The organism is Leclercia sp. J807, from assembly GCF_009734465.1.
GTDB lineage: Bacteria > Pseudomonadota > Gammaproteobacteria > Enterobacterales > Enterobacteriaceae > Enterobacter.
On the sequence record NZ_CP046446.1, the window covers coordinates 1,212,482 to 1,231,298 of the forward strand.

Consider the following 18,817-nt stretch of genomic DNA (forward strand, 5'->3'; position numbering starts at 1 on the left):
TAACAGAAGGAGTCCGGTATGAAAAGTACAACCTATGCGCTTATTGCTGTCGCCGCGATTGCGGCATTTGCTCTCCTACGCGAACACTGGTCACATGTGGCAGGCTACTGGCCATATCTGTTACTGCTGCTTTGTCCGCTCATGCATCTTTTCCACGGTCACGGGGGGCATGGAGATCATCAACATCACGGAAGTGAAAACGATAAAAAAAATTAATCCGGCAGACGGGACCGCGTCGCGGTCCCGTTATCAGTCCAGGTATCGTTCGTAGTCTCTGGCATGCGCAAAGGCATGCTGTTCGAGTTTGTTATCAGCGGGTGCCGCCGTCCGGAACGCCAGTGAGTTAACAGGATTGTTATTGATGACCAGCTCGTAATGCAGATGAGGACCGGATGAACGTCCGCTGTTACCGGATAACGCAATAGCGTCTCCCCGGGTAACCCTGGCCCCTTTAGTAACGAGTATTTTATTGAGGTGGAGATAGCGAGTTATAACACCAGCTTTTCCCGTTACTTCAACAAAATACCCCATGGTACTGTTATATTCGGCCCGGGTGATTTTTCCGTCGATGACGCTGACTATTTTCGTGTTCATGGGCATGGAATAATCAATGCCATTATGGGGGCTCACTTTTCCCGATACCGGGTTAAGTCTTGCTGGATTGAAAGGCGAGCTGAGTCTTGCTGTGGCCGGTAACGGATAATCGAGACTGCCTTTCCCGGAAGTATCGGAAAGGTTATAGAACTTTTTGTCTGATATACGATACGCCGTGTAATTAAATGAACCGGACGTAAATTTATAGGCCACTACACGTGATTTTCCCGCTTTCTTTTGCAGTACGAGTTTTAATGATTCATTTTTTTTCAAATGCCGAAGATTAAACCGGGAAGGCAAAGATCGCTGAAGGATAGCGATCTCGTTCGATTCCAGCCCCGAGCGGGTGGCTGAAAGGTAGGCATTTTCTTTTACGACATCGGTAGAATACATTTACTGGAATTCGCCGTTAGCATGAACACTGCGGCGTATGCTAGGGGTTTTCAGGAGGCGTGTCATCTGTCAGTTAACCGGGAGCACCGTTGATGGTCGTCATTTTTGTAACATATCTTATTTCCCGTTTGCTCCTGAAGCTCTGGGAAGTGTATGACCAGCCCGACGGTGATGATTAACGGGTCTGAAACAGGTTACGGCAGAGCAATATGAGGCTCATGTCCTGCGACGTAACCCGTCAGTGAAGTCCTGCTGCGCACCTGACGCTAAGCACTAACCCACCTGTCTTTACCTGGACGAATACAGCCCGCGAAGCTTTCTTGCCTGCGTCTGATGAGCTTCCGCACCGGCATTATTGACCTGCTCATGCACGAGGGCGGCTTTCTCTCCGGCATTCAGTTCGTTAAAAGAAGAAGATGTCTCTGAATTTGCATCACTCCCGGATAGCATTTTTTTATGTTCCTCAATCATTTTTTGATGTGCATAGGACGCGCTGTTGTTCATAAATGAATGTGCAACAATGGCCCTTTCATGTTCATTCATTTCAGAGAATGATGGCGTGTTGTTTTTATTAATCCTGCCAGGCAAGTTTTCATGCGTCGAGGAATTAACATGGCTAACGGCTGAGGCATTATTCACGAATCGATGTGCTTCATGGGCAATATCACTGGACTTGGCAAAAACTGCCCCACAGAATAAAGTTGTAAACGCAGTGGTTGTGATTAATACATTCATGTGTAATTACCTTCTTAGGTAAATAAAAGATGTCATCACGATCATATATAAAAATAATCAACCTGTGGGGAAGATGACGTAAATGTAATACAGCTACGTACATTACACGATTGTAATGAATTTGTTTCTTAAGGTGTGCTAGCTTCATTTCATTGTAAGAGGATGAACCAGAAATTTGATTTAAATCGGTTCTCGAACTTTGTCAGTAACCATACTTTAAATAAGGGAATGCGCATGCTGTTGAAAACGTCTCGACGAACTTTCCTGAAGGGATTAACCCTCTCTGGCGTAGCCGGAAGTCTTGGCGTATGGAGTTTCAATGCGCGTTCCAGTCTGAGCCTGCCAGTTGCCGCATCCCTGCAGGGTACTCAGTTTGACCTGACCATTGGTGAAACGGCCGTCAATATCACGGGCAGTGAGCGTCAGGCCAAAACAATCAATGGAGGCCTGCCGGGGCCCGTTCTTCGCTGGAAAGAAGGTGACACCATTACCCTGAAGGTCAAGAACCGTCTTAATGAACAGACGTCCATTCACTGGCACGGCATTATTCTTCCAGCCAATATGGATGGTGTTCCGGGGCTGAGTTTTAAGGGCATAGAGCCTGATGATACCTACGTTTACACCTTTAAGGTTAAGCAGAACGGGACTTACTGGTACCACAGCCATTCCGGTCTGCAGGAACAGGAGGGGGTATACGGTGCCATTATCATCGATGCCAGGGAGCCGGAACCGTTTGCTTACGATCGTGAGCACGTGGTCATGTTGTCTGACTGGACCGATGAAAATCCTCACAGTCTTCTGAAAAAATTAAAAAAACAGTCGGATTACTACAATTTCAATAAACCAACCGTTGGCTCTTTTTTCCGCGACGTGAATACCAGGGGGCTGTCAGCCACTATTGCCGATCGGAAAATGTGGGCTGAAATGAAAATGAATCCGACTGACCTCGCGGATGTCAGTGGCTACACCTACACCTATCTCATGAACGGTCAGGCCCCGCTGAAAAACTGGACCGGGCTGTTCCGTCCCGGTGAAAAGATACGCTTACGGTTTATCAACGGTTCGGCAATGACCTATTTCGATATCCGCATCCCCGGGCTGAAAATGACGGTCGTGGCTGCAGATGGCCAGTATGTAAACCCGGTTACCGTTGACGAATTCAGGATTGCCGTTGCCGAAACCTATGATGTCATTGTGGAGCCTCAGGGTGAGGCCTATACCATCTTCGCACAATCCATGGACAGGTCCGGCTACGCTCGGGGGACACTGGCCACGAGAGAGGGGTTAAGTGCTGCCGTTCCCGCCCTCGATCCCCGTCCTCTGTTGACCATGGAAGATATGGGTATGGGAGGAATGGGACATGATATGGCAGGAATGGACCACAGCCAGATGGGAGGCATGGAAAACAGCGGAGAGATGATGTCTATGGACGGTGCTGACCTTGCGGATAGCGGGACATCCTCCGCGCCCATGGATCACAGCAGCATGACCGGTATGGATCATTCCCAGATGGCCGGAATGCCGGGTATGCAAAGTCATCCTGCGTCAGAAACGGGTAACCCACTGGTTGATATGCAGGCGATGAGCGTCTCTCCGAAATTAAACGATCCTGGTATTGGTCTTCGAAATAACGGAAGAAAGGTTCTCACGTACGCGGATTTGAAAAGCCGCTTTGGGGATCCTGACGGACGTGAACCTGGCCGCACCATAGAACTGCATTTAACCGGTCACATGGAAAAGTTTGCCTGGTCATTTAACGGAATCAAGTTTTCAGATGCCGCACCGGTGCTGCTGAAATACGGTGAGCGACTCAGGATCACGCTGGTCAACGATACCATGATGACTCACCCCATTCACCTGCATGGTATGTGGAGCGATCTGGAAGATGAAAACGGTAATTTCATGGTTCGTAAACACACAATAGATATTCCCCCTGGTACAAAACGCAGTTACAGAGTGACAGCAGATGCGCTTGGCCGCTGGGCGTATCACTGCCATTTGCTCTATCACATGGAAATGGGAATGTTTCGTGAAGTCCGGGTGGAGGAATGATGCGAATGAAGAGAAGTTTTAAGGCCATACCTGTTCTGGTCGCCGGTTTGTTTACCTCACAGCTTTCTATTGCGGCGAGCGCCGTCTCTGCAGATCACCACGCCGGGCACGACATGTCTTCCATGCAGATGCCGGTAGATGAGAATTTCACTGAGATGACGTCAATGGAGCCCATTTTAACTGAGAGCAGAACGCCAATTCCGCCTGTTACCGATGCCGACCGGAAGGCTGCATTCGGCAATTTACCGGGGCATGCGATTCACGACAATGCGATTAATTATCTGGTCTTGCTGGATCAACTGGAATGGCAACGGTCGGATAACTCCAACAATTTCAGCTGGAGTGTTAACAGCTGGATTGGAGGCGACACTGACCGGCTCTGGCTAAAGAGTGAAGGCGAACGAAGCGGGGGGGAAACGGAGACGGCAGAAGCCCAGCTACTCTGGGGGCACGCGGTTGGCCCCTGGTGGGATTTGGTTGCGGGTGTAAGACAGGATTTCAGACCTGCTTCAGCCCAGACCTGGGCTGCTGTCGGTTTTCAGGGGCTCGCGCTCTATAATTTTGAGTCTGAAATTACGGCTTTTGTCAGTAATGACGGAAAAGCAGCCCTCCGTCTGGGGGGAGAATACGATGTTTTACTGACTAACCGGCTCATACTCCAGCCATCCTATGAGGTAAATCTCTACAGTCAGGATGATGAATTGCGGGGGCGCGGCAGGGGATTAGCTGACACAGAGCTGGGCCTTCGGCTGCGCTACGAAATACGCCGTGAGTTTGCACCCTATATAGGCGTCTCCTGGAATCAGCTTTACGGGAAAACGTCCGATATGGCGAAAAGAGAGGGTGAGAAAGACCATCAGGTAGTATTCCTGGCGGGAGCCAGAATCTGGTTTTAATGCGTTGACTTAAAACACTAAACTAAACAGGTAAATAATATGTCGATTTTACATAAAGCCATTCTTACAGGTGGCCTGGTTATGGGCGTCGCTTTTTCTGCTATGGCCCATCCGGAATTAAAAAGCTCTGTGCCACAGGCTGATTCGGCCGTAGCGGCCCCGGATAAGATTCAGCTTAATTTCTCGGAAGATCTGACCGTGAAATTCTCAGGTGCAAAATTAACGATGACGGGTATGAAAGGTATGTCATCACATTCTCCGATGCCGGTCGCGGCAAAAGTGGCACCAGGCGCTGACCCTAAATCGATGATCATTATTCCGCGAGAACCTTTACCCGCTGGCACTTATCGTGTTGACTGGCGCGCAGTTTCTTCAGATACGCACCCTATTACCGGTAATTACACCTTTACAGTGAAGTAATATTATGAACGACCTGATTATGATTGTTATTCGTTTTCTTCTTTATCTTGATTTGATGGTAATATTTGGATTGCCATTTTTTCAGATATATGGATTAAGTGGTGTCAGACATGAAACGTATAACCTGACTAATTTCAGGTCGTTTATAACCTTTGCTGTTGTTGCAGGCATCATTCTTACTGGCATTAATATGCTCCTGGTATCTAATGCCATGAGCGGAGTAACTGATCTCAGGGAATTATCCATCCATATTATCGAGATGGTTATAGAAGAAACTGATGTAGGTATTAGCTGGATTGTCAGGCTCTGTGCCCTGTTTAGCACGCTCGGCGCCTTGTTCCTCTACACTAAAAAGAGAGTATTGTCCTGCCTGCTGATGACGATGAGTGGGGGCGTGGCGCTGGCCACACTTGCCTGGGGAGGACATGCCGTCATGCATGACGGTCTGCATTACTATCTCCATTTACTGAGCGATCTGACTCATCTCGGCGCTGCCGGAGCCTGGACAGGTGCTCTGGTTGCATTTGCTATCCTGCTTATGCGCAGAAACGCGCATAATGCACAGAGCGTCAGTGTGATATCGGACTCCCTGGCAAAATTTGCCACGGCAGGTACGGTGATTGTTGTCGCCCTTATCCTGAGTGCGCTGGTCAACTATCTGTATATTGCTGAAGGTAACTTAACCCCCTTATTCAACAGCTCCTGGGGAGGGATATTGCTTGCCAAGACGGCTCTGTTTGGTCTGATGCTTCTTCTGGCTGCAGCAAACCGGTTTCACCTTGGTCCCCGGCTTGAAGTTATGGTCAGGGAAGGGAATTATGATCGCAGCGTTGCCCTGATGCGAAACAGCATCCTGACTGAATTTATCGTTGCGATTATCATTCTGGGCGCCGTAGCGTGGCTCGGCATGCTTTCGCCGTCTTCGGTCAGCTAGGGGACAGCCAGCGCTCATGCGTGAGATTTTTAATTTTATATCAGCGAGTTGACCATGCAGCGTATTTTAATCGTTGAAGATGAACACAAAACAGGTCGTTACCTCCAGCAGGGGCTGGTTGAGGAAGGATACCAGGCCGATCTCTTCAATAATGGCCGTGATGGTCTCGGGGCCGCCTCGAAGGGACAGTATGATTTGATAATACTGGACGTAATGCTGCCTGTCCTCGACGGGTGGCAAATCATCAGCGCACTGAGGGAATCCGGGCACGAAGAACCGGTCCTGTTTTTAACCGCCAAGGACAATGTGCGGGACAAAGTGAAAGGACTGGAGCTTGGCGCAGATGACTACCTGATTAAGCCTTTCGATTTTACCGAGCTGGTTGCACGTGTAAAAACCTTGCTGCGTCGGGCTCGCTCGCAGGCCGCCACGGTGTGCACCATCGCCGATATGACTGTTGATATGGTGCGCCGGACCGTGACCCGGTCGGGGAAGAAGATCCATCTAACCGGTAAAGAATACGTACTGCTGGAGCTGCTGCTGCAACGCTCCGGAGAAGTGTTACCCAGAAGCCTTATTTCGTCCCTAGTCTGGAATATGAATTTTGACAGTGATACAAATGTGATTGATGTCGCCGTGAGACGTCTGAGAAGTAAAATTGATGATGACTTTGAGCCAAAACTGATCCATACCGTTCGCGGTGCCGGATATGTCCTGGAGATCAGAGAAGAGTGAGGTTAAAAATTTCCCTGACCACACGCCTGAGCCTGATTTTTTCGGCAGTGATGCTTACGGTATGGTGGTTATCAAGCTTTATCCTGATTAGCACCCTTAATGGCTACTTCGATAATCAGGACCGCGATTTTCTGACAGGGAAACTTCAGCTCACCGAAGAGTTTCTTAAAACAGAGACGTTCCGGAACAAAACGGATATTAAGTCATTATCAGAAAAAATAAACGATGCGATGGTGGGGCATAATGGTTTATTCATTTCTATAAAAAACATGGAAAATGAAAAAATCGTGGAACTGTATGCCAAAAATTCTGTTGTGCCAGCGAGCCTGCTTAATAAGTCGGGTGATATTCTCGACTATATGATCCAGACGGAAGAAAATAACACCGTGTACCGCAGTATCTCGCGGCGGGTTGCCGTGACGCCGGAACAGGGTAAAAGCAAACATTTCATTATTACGGTTGCCACGGATACAGGGTATCACACCTTGTTTATGGACAAACTCAGTACCTGGCTGTTCTGGTTCAATATCGGTCTGGTCTTTATTTCCATTTTTCTGGGCTGGCTAACCACACGTATTGGTCTGAAACCGTTACGGGAAATGACCAGTCTGGCTTCCTCCATGACCGTGCACAGCCTGGATCAGCGTCTTAATCCCGAACTGGCTCCGCCTGAAATCTCTGAGACCATGCAGGAGTTTAATAATATGTTCGATCGCCTGGAGGGGTCATTCCGGAAACTGTCAGATTTCTCGTCTGACATCGCACATGAGCTTCGCACCCCGGTCAGTAACCTGATGATGCAGACGCAGTTTGCCCTGGCCAAGGAAAGGGATGTTTCGCATTACCGCGAAATTTTGTTCGCGAACCTGGAAGAGCTGAAAAGGCTGTCACGAATGACCAGCGACATGCTTTTTCTGGCTCGTTCAGAACATGGTCTGCTGCAGCTGGATAAACATGATGTGGATCTGGCCGCCGAGCTGAATGAATTACGTGAGCTGTTCGAGCCCCTGGCAGACGAAACAGGAAAGACAATCACGGTGGAAGGAGAGGGGATTGTTGCCGGAGACAGCGATATGCTGCGCCGTGCTTTCAGTAATCTGCTTTCCAATGCCATCAAATATTCTCCCGATAACACCTGTACTGCGATACGTCTGGAGCGTGTCAGTGACGGGGTGAACGTGATGATTACGAATACGATGACTGGCCCGGTTCCCGCTAATCTGGATCGTTTGTTTGACCGTTTCTATCGCGCAGACTCATCACGGGTCCACAATACGGAAGGCGCGGGACTGGGATTATCAATCACGAGGTCGATCATTCATGCCCACGGCGGCGAACTGTCAGCAGCACAGCAGGGGCGGGAAATTGTATTCAGTGTGCATCTGTTAAGAGATTAATACCGTTATTCAGACGAAACAGGGAAGGTGACAAAAATGTCATCATTCAGTCACGCGATAAACAGAGGCGGTTTTTTATAATCATTCGTAAATCAGGAGCAGTGTGATAACGCAATCGCCTGGTTCCTGGAGTGATGATTAATCAGCCCTGAGATCAAATGCTTTCTCTGTTACAAGCCGTTGATTGCCTGGGTATGAAAACACCGGAGACCCAACCATGAAAAAGATCCTTGTATCATTTTTTGCCATTTTGGCTGTCACTTCATCCGCCATGGCTGCAGAGACAATGAACATGCATGACCAGGTAAATAATGCCCAGGCACCTGCCCATCAGATGCAGTCTTCTGCTGAAAAAAGCGCTGTTCAGGGAGACAGCATGACAATGATGGATATGAGCGGCCACGATCAGGCTGCAATGTCCCATGAAATGATGCAAAACGGTAATGCTTCTGCCCACCAGGACATGGCGGAAATGCATAAAAAAATGATGAATGGCAAATCAGGAGCCACCAACGAGACCGCAAAGTCATTTTCTGAAATGAACGAGCATGAAAAAGCCGCAGTTGTGCATGAGAAAGCGAATAATGGTCAGTCTTCCGTTATTCATCAGCAGCAGGCTGAAAAGCATCGCAGCCAGATCACCCCGAATTAACCCGCCGCTCCACTTGTCATACCCTCATTTGACGCCGAAGTCACTGGCTTACGCTCCCGTCCGGGAGCGTTTTTTTTCGTAATTCATGAGTGTCATTAAAAGCATCCATTACCATATTTGGCCCTGATCAAATAAAATTTAACATAAGATAGATTATGCGCACTTATAAATCAATGGGTTACGATTTTTTAGGTGCACTTTGCGCACTTGGTTATAGCTTACAAAGAGTACATATCGGCTACATACGGTTGCGAAAATCTGAAGATCTACTTTTGACCTTCAGAGGGTTTGTAGTCGGCGCAAATTAAGACAACTATTGATATTTCGTTGTTAAAATATTCCACGCTCGTGATATGCGTGAACGGAAAGACTGTGGAGATTTTCGTTTATCTAATACTAGTTGGTTATAATTATCCATCGGCCGGTACGCTGGTAATGGTTCCGATAATATTTTTCTTGCCTCATCCTGATTTTCGGGTTCTTGTATTGAAAATCCATTCAGCGCCGTTACAGCTTCAGCATTTACTTTAAGCAAACCATCCCAGCTACGGTTCAGCACAAGGAATTCTCCAGATTCGAGAGCACTATGTTGTATTTCGTTTTGTCTTGGAGCAATGGTTTCAGCTGATAATAAAATATCCTCAATAGCCACGTCCATATCAACACCAACCAGGTAGTCAGCATTGTAATTGCTGTTTTTACCCCATGAGGTAATCACATCATGAGGTATGTCAATAGTTCCTTTATCAACCATCTGTGCTGCGACAGCATGGTGATATACCGCTTTGGCATAATCGTCATTTTTTGTAATTACTTCATCAGAGCTTTTATACCCTCTGCCAAGCCTAATATGCGTTTTACCTGCATAGAATCTCTGCGTATGGGCGTAGATTTCAAGAAGCTCATTGCATGCTTCATCTACTACCTCTGGGTGCTCTTGTAAATATTTTAGAATAGGAATATATAATCTTTTTTCATACTTGAGAGTCGTAAATGAAAAGTCAGCCATCCACGGTAATCTTTCAATCTTTAAAGAGCGCATCGTTAACCAGGTAACGATACCTTTTACGATATAAAAACCATGGCCTGAACTCCAGCAAGCCTTGAGTTCTCCAACTCTTGCGCTGCCATCAGAGTATGTCAATAAATCGTGCAATAAAATATTATTTATTTCCCACCGACCGACTGAAGTTAGGCCCATTTAATTTGTTTCCTATATAATAACTTAACGTGATAGCCGTTTCTTAAAAACTAACAAATATGTTTAACGAAACATAATGATTCGCAACATGTCATGCAACATTAGCACTTGTGAACTATGTCTCGGCATAAAAGCCATTTCTGGTGAGACATGATTCTAATCTTGAGAAAGCTAAACTAAAGTGCCACATGTATCTAGCCCCAATTTTTGGGTAGTGCTTATGATTTCTTGCAGATGATTGTTGTTTTCAAGGATGTTTGGCGATAAAACGAAGTTATTAAACTTAATCAACATAGCAATAACCAACTTCAGAAGGATTTCCATTTGAGTGAATCGCCACGGATAATCTAGACACTTCCGAGCCGTTGATAATACTGGTTTTCATATTCTGTCGGTGACATCTGTTCGCTAGAACCATGCCGACGCTTACTGTTATAAAACATTTCGATGTAATCAAAAATATCACTGCGGGCTTCTTCCCGCGTTCCGTAGATCTTTTTCTTTATCCGTTCACGTTTCAACAACTGGAAAAAACTTTCTGCAACCGCATTATCATGGCAGTTACCGCGACGGCTCATGCTACCCTCCAGGCCGTGTGATTTCAGGAACGACTGCCACTCATGGCTTGTGTACTGACTGCCCTGATCCGAATGAACCAGCACCTGTTTTTCGGGATTACGCCGCCATACAGCCATCAGCAGTGCGTTCAGGACAATGTCCTTTGTCATCCGGGATTGCATGGACCAGCCGATAATTTTGCGTGAGAACAGATCAACAACAACGGCAAGATACAGCCAGCCTTCGTGGGTCCTGATGTAGGTTATGTCCGTTACCCAACGCTCATCAGGAGCATCCGGATTGAACTGTCGCTGGAGCCTGTTGGGTGACACGATACTGGCCTCGCCTTTACGTGCCCGCGGGCTTCGGTATCCGACCTGAGCCTTTATTCCGACACGTTTCATCAGTCTCCAGACTCTGTTTACTCCGCACTGTTGCCCGCTGTCACGCAGATCCAGATGGATTTTGCGATAACCATAGACGCATCCCGATTCCAGCCAGAACTGTTTAATCTGTCCTGTCAGTCTCAGGTCTGCCTGATGGCGTTGTGAATGCGGCTGCTGAAGCCAGGCGTAAAAACCACTGGGATGAACATCCAGCACCCGACAGAGCAGGCGAACAGGCCAGCAACAGGAGTTGTCACGGATAAAGACGTACCTCAGTCGGACAGCTTTGCGAAGTACGCCGCGGCTTTTTTTAATATGTCCCGTTCGTCGGTAACCCGTTTCAGCTCTTTCTGGAGACGGCGGATCTCGGCCTGAGCATCTGACTGTTCTTTATTAGTGGAAGAATCCGGACCGTACTTCTTTATCCAGGCATAAAGGCTGTGGGTGGTGATATCGAGACGTGTTGCAACGCTGGAAACAGAATAACCGCGATCAACAACCTGTTTGACTGCTTCAGTTTTAAACTCTTCGGGATAACGCTTACCGCTCATGGGCACCTCTCTTTAAGCCATCTTAAATGACTCTGAGGTGTCTGTTAAACCCGTGGCGATTCAAATGTCCGCTTTTCGCTCTTAGCAGACATTCATTGTTTCTCATATGCAACCGCCTATGTTGCTAGCTTATAAAATCGACCATCACAAACCCCAACACCAACCTCACCCTCAAACGCATTAAGGGGCCCACCACAGCCCCTTATCAAACCTGAAATCAGTCAGCCTTCACCACATTCCAGCCGCACTCAATGCACCGTAATATACGGCTCCTTCACAAACTCATTAACCAGCCAGACCAGATCATGCAGCAACCCCGCCAGTTCTTTCTCGACACATGCGGGCAACGTGCCACCCAGAATTACCTGCACCAAAGCCAGCGCATAATCCACCTGGGGAGCGGTTTCCTGCCAGCAGTCCGGCATACAGGAGGTAAGTGTTTCCCCCTGGATCAACTGCGCTATTAGGTGCGGTGGGAGTGCAGCATCACAGCGTTCACGCAGCTGGCGCAGGGCGTGCAGCAGACCTTCACAGAGCGCAGTGCGGGATGCACGGTCTTCAGTTTCGATCAATACGCTCACCAGCGCGGCGCAGCGATCGGCGACCTCAAAGAGATCCGCAGCAGCAGAAAGCGGCATAGTCAGGGAAGCGGGAATAACCTGTTCGTCAGATTGCGGGTAAGTCAGGGTTGGGATAGTAGTCATCATGACATCCTCTCTGTATTAATTGAATTAACCAGCCTAAGAGTTCCTACGCTCGAAGGAGGTAGCACTGACGGAGGTAGGAATGCCGCCTACAGAGAAAACGGCCAGTCTCGCGACTGCTCCGCCAGTGCCACCATGATTTTACGGGATATGCACTGTCGCGACATATAAATATCGCTCTGTAGAATACGGGTTCCTACGCCCGATTGCGGATGTGCCGCAACGCAGTCACTTTACGAGCCAAATTTCAGGATTAAAAGCCTTAACCCTGGATTACATAGGGTTACTTTAAGGTTTGCGAGGCTCCTTCCAGAAAGGCCATGCCGGGGGCGCTTCGCTTGCCCGGCCTACAAGGACTAAAGCAAATCCGCCAATACTGTCATCGTCACTTATGTCGATGACAGCCACTCCTGCAAAATAAATCCGTTAAATTTCAATAAATTAATATCTGGCCCAATTTATGCATACCTCCGGCGAGCTAACCATCATTCCCGGAGATTAAGGATGAACCGTTTCATCATTGCCGATGCCAGCAAATGCATCGGCTGTCGTACCTGTGAGGTAGCCTGCGTCGTTTCCCACCACGACACTCAGGACTGCGCCTCGCTGACCCCGCAGAACTTCCTGCCGCGTATTCACGTCATTAAAGGCGTCAACGTCTCCACCGCCACTATGTGCCGCCAGTGCGAAGATGCCCCCTGCGCCACCGTCTGCCCGAATGGGGCGATTACCCGCGATAACGATTTTGTTCACGTCCACCAGGAGCGCTGCATCGGCTGCAAAACCTGCGTGGTCGCCTGCCCATACGGCGCGATGGAAGTGGTCCTGCGTCCGGTTGTGCGCAGCATCGGTAGCGGGCTGAACGTGATGTCGGAGAAGGCTGAAGCCAACAAGTGCGACCTCTGCTACCACCAGCCGGACGGTCCGGCCTGCGTGCAGGCCTGCCCGACCAACGCCATTGTCTGCATCGACAGGCAAAAACTTGAGCAGCTGAGCCAGGAGAAACGCCGTCGGGCGGCGCTGGACACTGTCTCTTCCATGATGCTGTAAGCATTTTCTCTTTTCACTTTTAGCAGGTCTGTTACTGATGAAAAAAATCACCAGCGTTTGCCCTTACTGCGGTGCGGGCTGCAAATTAAAACTCGTCGTTGAGAACAATAAGATCGTCCGTGCCGAAGCGGCAGAAGGGGTGACCAACCAGAACCAGCTGTGCCTGAAGGGGTACTACGGCTGGGACTTTCTCAACGACACCCGAATCCTGACGCCGCGCCTCACGCAGCCGATGATCCGCTACCAGAAGGGCGGCAAGTTTGTGCCGGTCTCCTGGGAGGAGGCCATTCACTACACCGCGAAGCGGCTGGGAGAGATCAAGGCGAAGTATGGCCCACGGGCCATCATGACCACCGGCTCGTCCCGCGGAACGGGGAACGAAACCAACTACGTGATGCAGAAGTTTGCCCGCGGGGTGCTTAACACCAACAACGTCGACTGCTGCGCCCGGGTGTGTCACGGCCCGAGCGTGGCCGGGCTGCAGGAGACGCTCGGCAACGGGGCGATGAGTAACTCCATCAGCGATATCGAGCATTCAAAATGTCTGCTGATCTTCGGCTACAACTGCGCCGACTCGCACCCCATTGTCGCTCGGCGGGTGATCAAGGCGAAACAGCACGGCGCGAAGGTGATCGTCTGCGATCCGCGCAAAATCGAAACCGCGCGCATCGCCGACCGCCATCTGCAGATCAACAACGGCTGCAATATGGCGCTGGTGAATGCCTTCATCTACACCCTGTTGGAGGAGAACCTCTACAACAGCGACTACGTGGCGCGCTACACCGACGGGCTGGAGAGGCTGCGCGAGACGGTGCGCGAATACGCCCCGGAAAACGTCGAGGGCATTACCGGCGTCAGCGCCCGGCAGATCCGCGATGCGATGCGCATCTACGCCGCCGCGCCGTCCGCCACCGTGATGTGGGGGATGGGCGTCACCCAGTTCGGGCAGGCGGTGGACGTGGTGAAAGGGCTCTCAACCCTGGCGCTGCTCACCGGCAATCTCGGGCGCGAACACTGCGGCGTCGGCCCGGTGCGCGGGCAGAATAACGTCCAGGGGGCCTGCGACATGGGTGTCATCCCCAACCAGTTCCCCGGCTATCAGGACGTGACGGACCCGCAGGTGCGGGAGAAGTTCGCCCGGGCGTGGGGCGTTGATCCTGCACGGATGGATGACCAGGTGGGGGTGCGCATCACCGAGGTGCCGCACCTCGCCCTGGAGGGTAAGGTCAAAGCGTACTACATCATGGGCGAAGATCCGCTCCAGACCGAGGCGGACCTGGGCCTGGTGCGCAAAGGCTTTGCGGCCCTCGATTTTGTGGTGGTGCAGGACATCTTCATGACCAAAACCGCCGAGGCGGCGGACGTGCTGCTGCCCGCCACTTCCTGGGGCGAGCATGGCGGGGTCTTTACCTGTGCCGACCGCGGCTTCCAGCGCTTTGAAAAAGCCGTTGAGCCTAAAGGCAACGTCAAGCGCGACTGGGAGATCATCAGCCTCATCGCCACAGAGATGGGCTATCCGATGCACTATCGCGACAACCAGCAGATCTGGGACGAGATGCGCGAACTCTGCCCGCTCTTCTACGGCGTCACCTGGGAAAAAATGGGCGAGATGGGGCACGTCCAGTGGCCTTGCCCGACCCTCGACCATCCCGGCACGCCGTGGCTCTATGCGGATAACCGCTTCGACACCCCGAACGGCAAAGGCCAGCTTTTTGCCGCCCCGTGGCGCAAGCCGGCGGAAGTGCCAGACGATGAATACCCGCTGGTGCTCTGCACCGTGCGCGAGGTGGGGCACTACTCCTGCCGCTCCATGACCGGCAACTGCGCCGCGCTGCAGGCCCTGGCGGACGAGCCGGGCTTTGTGCAGATGAACCCGCAGGACGCCGCAAAACTTGGCGTTCAGGATCGCCAGCTGGTGTGGGTCAGCTCCCGCCGCGGGAAGGTGATCAGCCGGGCGGACGTCAACGAGCGCATCAATCAGGGGGCGGTGTATATGACCTATCAGTGGTGGATCGGGGCCTGTAACGAGCTGACCCAGGACAACCTCGACCCGGTCTCGAAAACGCCGGAAACCAAATACTGCGCCGTCAAAATCGACGCCATCGCCGATCAGCCCTGGGCGGAACGCTACGCCCAGACCACCTATCGCGACATGAAAACCCGCCTGCGTGAGGCGGTGGAGAGTTAAATGAGTACAAACGGCACGCGGGTGCGCATTCGCGGCAAAGTCCAGGGCGTCGGGTTCCGCCCCTGGGTCTGGCAGGTGGCCCAGCAACTGGGGCTTCAGGGCGACGTCTGCAACGACGGGGCAGGGGTGGAGGTGCGTCTCGTCGGTGGGGCGCAGGCCTTTATCCGCCAGCTTGCCGTCGGCTGTCCGCCGCTGGCGCGTATCGACGATATCCAGGAGCAGCCCTGGCGCTGGGCGCAGCCTCCGGTGGATTTTACCATTCGTGCCAGCACCCACAGCCAGATGACCACCCAGGTGGTGCCGGATGCCGCCACCTGCCCGGCCTGTCTGGCGGAGATGAACGACCCGCGCGAGCGCCGCTACCGCTACCCGTTTATCAACTGCACCCACTGCGGGCCGCGCTTCACCATTATCCGGGCGATGCCCTACGACCGCCCGGCCACCACCATGGCGGGGTTTGCGCTCTGTCCGGCCTGCGAGGCGGAGTACCGCAACCCGGCGGACCGGCGCTTTCACGCCCAGCCGGTGGCCTGCCCGGAATGTGGGCCGCAGGTCAGTTGGGTGTGCGGCGAGGCGCGAGAGGAGCGGGAAGCCGCCCTGGAGGCCGCCGTGTTGATGCTGAAACAGGGTGGGATCGTGGCGGTAAAAGGGCTGGGGGGCTTCCATCTGGCCTGCGATGCGCAAAACGTTGCGGCAGTAAACAGGCTGCGGGAACGTAAACGCCGCCCGACCAAGCCGCTGGCGGTGATGATCCCCGCGCGCCTGGCCGCGTGGCTGCCTGACGACGTGCAGGCGCTGCTGCGCTCCCCGGCCGCGCCGGTGGTGCTGGTGGCAAAACACACTCTGTTCTGCGAGGCCATCGCCCCCGGGCTTAATGAGGTGGGGGTGATGCTGGCCGCCAATCCGCTCCAACACCTGATGATGCAGGAGCTCGATCGCCCCCTGGTGATGACCTCCGGCAACCTGAATGGCTGCCCGCCTGCGCTCACCAACGCGCAGGCGCTGCGCGATCTCGCCGGGATCGCCGACGGCTGGCTGCTGCATAACCGCGATATCGTCCAGCGCATGGACGACTCGGTGATGCGCGCCAGCGGGGAAATGCTGCGCCGCGCCAGAGGCTTTGTGCCGGATGCGCTGCCTCTGCCGCCCGGTTTTGAACAGGCGCCGTCGCTGCTCTGCCTGGGGGCGGATCGCAAAAATACCTTCTGCCTGGTACGCGGCGGCCAGGCGGTGCTGAGCCAGCATCTGGGGGATCTGCATGATGACGATGCCGAACGTCAGTGGCAGCAGGCCCTGACCACCATTCAGGATATCTGGCAGTTTACCCCTGAGCGGGTGGTGACCGATGCCCACCCCGGCTACCGCGCCACGCAGCTCGGCCAGCAGATGCCCTATCCGCAGCATCAGGTGCTGCATCATCACGCCCACGCCGCGGCCTGCATGGCGGAACACGGCTGGCCGCGGGACGGCGGGGATCTCATCGCCCTTGTGCTGGACGGTATCGGTCAGGGGGAAAACGGCGCGCTGTGGGGTGGGGAGTGCCTGCGGGTGAACTACCGCACCTGCGAAAAGCTGGGTGGGCTACCGGCGGTGGCGCTGCCCGGCGGCGATCTGGCGGCGCGCCAGCCCTGGCGCAACCTGCTGGCCCAGTGGCAGGCATTTGTCCCCGAGTGGCGGACGCTGCCCCAGGCCGCCCACCTTCTGAACAAACCCTGGCAGCCGCTGGCCCGGGCGATTGAACGCGGGGTGAATGCGCCGCTGGCCTCCTCCGCCGGGCGGCTGTTTGACGCCGTGGCCGTGGCGCTCAACTGCGCCCCGGAACAGATCAGCTACGAAGGGGAGGCCGCCTGTCGGCTGGAAGCCCTGGCCCTGAGCGCCGCGCCGCAGCGCCACCCGGTCACGATGCCCGTGCGCGACGGCGAGCTGGATATGGCCACCTTCTGGCGCCAGTGGCTCGGCTGGCAGGCGCCGGACAACGCCCGGGCGTGGGCCTTTCACGACGCGCTGGCCCAAGGGCTGGCGACCCTTGCGGGCGAACATGCCCGGCGGCTGGCGCTCTCCACCGTTGTCTGCAGCGGCGGGGTGCTGCACAACCGCCTGCTGCGCGAGCGTCTGCAGTTCTGGCTGAGCGATTTTAACGTGCTGTTTCCCGGGCGGCTTCCCGCCGGTGACGGGGCGGTGGCTTTTGGGCAGGCAGTGATTGCCGCCACGACTTTTCTTTGAATCTGGATCTGACTATGTACATGAAATATTTCAATAACCATCCCAAAGCCCTGGCGCTGATGCTGGCGTTAATCGCAACCAATATTCTCGCCTGGGGACTGGCGTTCTACCTCTTTCACGCCACGCCGTCGCTGCTGGCGGCCAGCCTGCTGGCCTGGTGCTATGGCCTGCGCCACGCGGTGGATGCCGACCACATTGCCGCCATCGATAACGTCACCCGCAAGATGATGCAGCAGGGCAAGCGTCCCTGCGGCGTGGGGGCCTGGTTCTCGCTGGGGCATTCGACGATTGTGGTGCTGGCCTCCATTGCCATCGCCGCCACCGCTACGGCGTTCAGCCGCAATATGGAATGGTTCCACGAAACCGGCGGCACCATCGGCACGGCGGTCTCCGCCTTTTTCCTGCTGGCGATGGCGCTGGTGAACCTGGTTATTCTGCGCGACGTCTGGGGCAGCTTTAACAAAATGAAGCGCGGCGAAAGCGTGCCGGAAACGGTGTCGTTTGCCCACGGCGGGGTGATGAACTGGCTGTTCCGCTCGGCGTTTCGCCTGGTCACCCGCAGCTGGCACATGTATCTGGTGGGCTTCCTGTTTGGCCTTGGGTTTGATACTGCCACCGAGATCGGGGTGCTGGGGATCTCCGCGGCGGGTGCCTCCAGCGGCATGTCGGTGTGGGCGATCATGGTCTTCCCGCTGCTGTTTACCAGCGGCATGGCGCTGATCGACACCCTCGATAACCTGATTATGGTGGGCGCATACGGCTGGGCCTTCAACAAGCCCCAGCGCAAGCTCTATTACAATATGACCATCACCGGCACCTCGGTGGTGGTGGCGCTGTTTATCGGCGGGCTGGAAGCGCTGGGCCTGCTGGCAGATAAGCTGGGCCTTGAAGGTGGCCTGTGGAACGGCGTCGCGGCGCTGAACGATAATCTCGGCAATGCCGGGTTTATCGTGGTCGGGCTGTTTGTCGCCTGCTGGGTTATCTCGTTAATCAACTACCGCTTTAAAGGCTACGACGCCCTGGTCGTACGCTAACGTCATCGCTGTCCGTTCGTCATGACACTTTTGACGAACGGACCCCTTCCCGCCATTTATTCCTCTTATTTTCAATGACTTAATTTTATATTTCAGACTGGCATAGTTAATGCA

General features: G+C 53.1%; 17 protein-coding genes. 12 read left to right on the plus strand and 5 right to left on the minus strand.

Annotated features, from left to right (window positions below):
* Nucleotides 1-18 precede the first annotated feature (18 nt).
* A complete protein-coding gene (locus tag GNG26_RS05590; RefSeq protein WP_004388331.1) occupies nt 19-216 on the plus strand; it encodes a DUF2933 domain-containing protein in 198 nt (65 codons plus the stop codon).
* Nucleotides 217-249: 33 nt separating this feature from the next.
* On the opposite strand, the gene GNG26_RS05595 is transcribed toward GNG26_RS05590, so the two are convergent.
* Together GNG26_RS05595 and GNG26_RS05600 are read right to left on the minus strand one after the other, a co-directional pair.
* On the minus strand, nt 250-987 hold the full coding sequence (locus GNG26_RS05595) for a peptidoglycan DD-metalloendopeptidase family protein (RefSeq protein ID WP_148740082.1): 738 nt from the start codon (nt 985-987) through the stop codon (nt 250-252).
* A 288-nt stretch (nt 988-1,275) separates the two neighbouring features.
* Nucleotides 1,276-1,722: a copper resistance protein gene (locus GNG26_RS05600; RefSeq protein WP_148740080.1), complete on the minus strand. Its 447-nt coding sequence runs from the start codon at nt 1,720-1,722 to the stop codon at nt 1,276-1,278.
* Nucleotides 1,723-1,956: 234 nt separating this feature from the next.
* Between GNG26_RS05600 and pcoA the strand changes: the two genes are divergently transcribed.
* From pcoA to GNG26_RS05635, 7 genes are all read left to right on the plus strand, one after another.
* Nucleotides 1,957-3,774, plus strand: coding sequence for a multicopper oxidase PcoA (gene pcoA / locus GNG26_RS05605; protein ID WP_156240134.1), 1,818 nt, complete (start codon nt 1,957-1,959; stop codon nt 3,772-3,774).
* A 5-nt stretch (nt 3,775-3,779) separates the two neighbouring features.
* Nucleotides 3,780-4,670, plus strand: a complete 891-nt coding sequence (locus GNG26_RS05610; protein WP_197080130.1) for a copper resistance protein B — start codon at nt 3,780-3,782, stop codon at nt 4,668-4,670.
* Between the two features lie 39 nt (nt 4,671-4,709).
* A complete protein-coding gene (pcoC, locus tag GNG26_RS05615; RefSeq protein WP_156238019.1) occupies nt 4,710-5,090 on the plus strand; it encodes a copper resistance system metallochaperone PcoC in 381 nt (126 codons plus the stop codon).
* A gap of 55 nt (nt 5,091-5,145) precedes the next feature.
* Entirely contained in the window at nt 5,146-6,024 is an 879-nt protein-coding gene (gene pcoD / locus GNG26_RS05620) for a copper resistance inner membrane protein PcoD (protein WP_370463889.1), read from the plus strand.
* 54 nt (nt 6,025-6,078) lie between these two features.
* On the plus strand, nt 6,079-6,759 hold the full coding sequence (pcoR, locus tag GNG26_RS05625) for a copper response regulator transcription factor PcoR (RefSeq protein WP_156238021.1): 681 nt from the start codon (nt 6,079-6,081) through the stop codon (nt 6,757-6,759).
* Complete coding sequence (pcoS, locus tag GNG26_RS05630) at nt 6,756-8,156, plus strand: copper resistance membrane spanning protein PcoS (RefSeq protein WP_156238022.1); 1,401 nt, start codon at nt 6,756-6,758, stop codon at nt 8,154-8,156. Before pcoR ends, pcoS begins: the two co-directional genes overlap by 4 nt.
* A 217-nt stretch (nt 8,157-8,373) precedes the next feature.
* On the plus strand, nt 8,374-8,808 hold the full coding sequence (locus GNG26_RS05635; RefSeq protein ID WP_156238023.1) for a copper-binding protein: 435 nt from the start codon (nt 8,374-8,376) through the stop codon (nt 8,806-8,808).
* Between the two features lie 313 nt (nt 8,809-9,121).
* Here GNG26_RS05635 and GNG26_RS05640 read toward each other — a convergent pair whose 3' ends face one another.
* The 3 genes from GNG26_RS05640 to GNG26_RS05650 form a co-directional block, all read right to left on the minus strand.
* Complete coding sequence (locus GNG26_RS05640) at nt 9,122-10,009, minus strand: hypothetical protein (protein ID WP_156238024.1); 888 nt, start codon at nt 10,007-10,009, stop codon at nt 9,122-9,124.
* A gap of 347 nt (nt 10,010-10,356) precedes the next feature.
* Nucleotides 10,357-11,504, minus strand: a protein-coding gene (locus GNG26_RS05645; protein ID WP_120773485.1) for an IS3 family transposase whose coding sequence is annotated in 2 segments (ribosomal slippage) — nt 10,357-11,267 and nt 11,267-11,504 — 1,149 coding nt in all. Because the reading frame shifts where the segments join, the coding sequence is not laid out codon by codon here.
* 248 nt (nt 11,505-11,752) lie between these two features.
* On the minus strand, nt 11,753-12,211 hold the full coding sequence (locus tag GNG26_RS05650) for a hypothetical protein (RefSeq protein ID WP_370463884.1): 459 nt from the start codon (nt 12,209-12,211) through the stop codon (nt 11,753-11,755).
* A gap of 501 nt (nt 12,212-12,712) precedes the next feature.
* On the opposite strand from GNG26_RS05650, the gene hydN reads away from it, so the two are divergent.
* From hydN to GNG26_RS05670, 4 genes are read left to right on the plus strand one after another with little or no spacing between them, the layout of a single operon-like run.
* On the plus strand, nt 12,713-13,258 hold the full coding sequence (gene hydN / locus GNG26_RS05655; RefSeq protein WP_114315672.1) for an electron transport protein HydN: 546 nt from the start codon (nt 12,713-12,715) through the stop codon (nt 13,256-13,258).
* A 37-nt stretch (nt 13,259-13,295) separates the two neighbouring features.
* Nucleotides 13,296-15,446 (plus strand): formate dehydrogenase subunit alpha, encoded by a 2,151-nt coding sequence (fdhF, locus tag GNG26_RS05660; protein ID WP_156238025.1) that lies wholly within the window; start codon nt 13,296-13,298, stop codon nt 15,444-15,446.
* On the plus strand, nt 15,447-17,669 hold the full coding sequence (gene hypF, locus GNG26_RS05665; RefSeq protein WP_156238026.1) for a carbamoyltransferase HypF: 2,223 nt from the start codon (nt 15,447-15,449) through the stop codon (nt 17,667-17,669).
* A 20-nt stretch (nt 17,670-17,689) separates the two neighbouring features.
* Nucleotides 17,690-18,703: a HoxN/HupN/NixA family nickel/cobalt transporter gene (locus GNG26_RS05670; RefSeq protein WP_370463890.1), complete on the plus strand. Its 1,014-nt coding sequence runs from the start codon at nt 17,690-17,692 to the stop codon at nt 18,701-18,703.
* The last annotated feature ends 114 nt before the right edge of the window (nt 18,704-18,817 follow it).

Bases quoted from the DNA above. Each gene is read 5' to 3' on its own strand.
- pcoC (WP_156238019.1), top strand. From the start codon at position 4,710: ATGTCGATTTTACATAAAGCCATTCTTACAGGTGGCCTGGTTATGGGC.
- GNG26_RS05635 (WP_156238023.1), top strand. From the start codon at position 8,374: ATGAAAAAGATCCTTGTATCATTTTTTGCCATTTTGGCTGTCACTTCA.
- GNG26_RS05590 (WP_004388331.1), top strand. From the start codon at position 19: ATGAAAAGTACAACCTATGCGCTTATTGCTGTCGCCGCGATTGCGGCA.
- GNG26_RS05650 (WP_370463884.1), bottom strand. From the start codon at position 12,211: ATGATGACTACTATCCCAACCCTGACTTACCCGCAATCTGACGAACAG.
- hypF (WP_156238026.1), top strand. From the start codon at position 15,447: ATGAGTACAAACGGCACGCGGGTGCGCATTCGCGGCAAAGTCCAGGGC.
- GNG26_RS05595 (WP_148740082.1), bottom strand. From the start codon at position 987: ATGTATTCTACCGATGTCGTAAAAGAAAATGCCTACCTTTCAGCCACC.
- hydN (WP_114315672.1), top strand. From the start codon at position 12,713: ATGAACCGTTTCATCATTGCCGATGCCAGCAAATGCATCGGCTGTCGT.
- GNG26_RS05670 (WP_370463890.1), top strand. From the start codon at position 17,690: ATGAAATATTTCAATAACCATCCCAAAGCCCTGGCGCTGATGCTGGCG.
- GNG26_RS05640 (WP_156238024.1), bottom strand. From the start codon at position 10,009: ATGGGCCTAACTTCAGTCGGTCGGTGGGAAATAAATAATATTTTATTG.
- pcoA (WP_156240134.1), top strand. From the start codon at position 1,957: ATGCTGTTGAAAACGTCTCGACGAACTTTCCTGAAGGGATTAACCCTC.
- fdhF (WP_156238025.1), top strand. From the start codon at position 13,296: ATGAAAAAAATCACCAGCGTTTGCCCTTACTGCGGTGCGGGCTGCAAA.
- pcoR (WP_156238021.1), top strand. From the start codon at position 6,079: ATGCAGCGTATTTTAATCGTTGAAGATGAACACAAAACAGGTCGTTAC.
- pcoD (WP_370463889.1), top strand. From the start codon at position 5,146: ATGGTAATATTTGGATTGCCATTTTTTCAGATATATGGATTAAGTGGT.
- GNG26_RS05610 (WP_197080130.1), top strand. From the start codon at position 3,780: ATGAAGAGAAGTTTTAAGGCCATACCTGTTCTGGTCGCCGGTTTGTTT.
- GNG26_RS05600 (WP_148740080.1), bottom strand. From the start codon at position 1,722: ATGAATGTATTAATCACAACCACTGCGTTTACAACTTTATTCTGTGGG.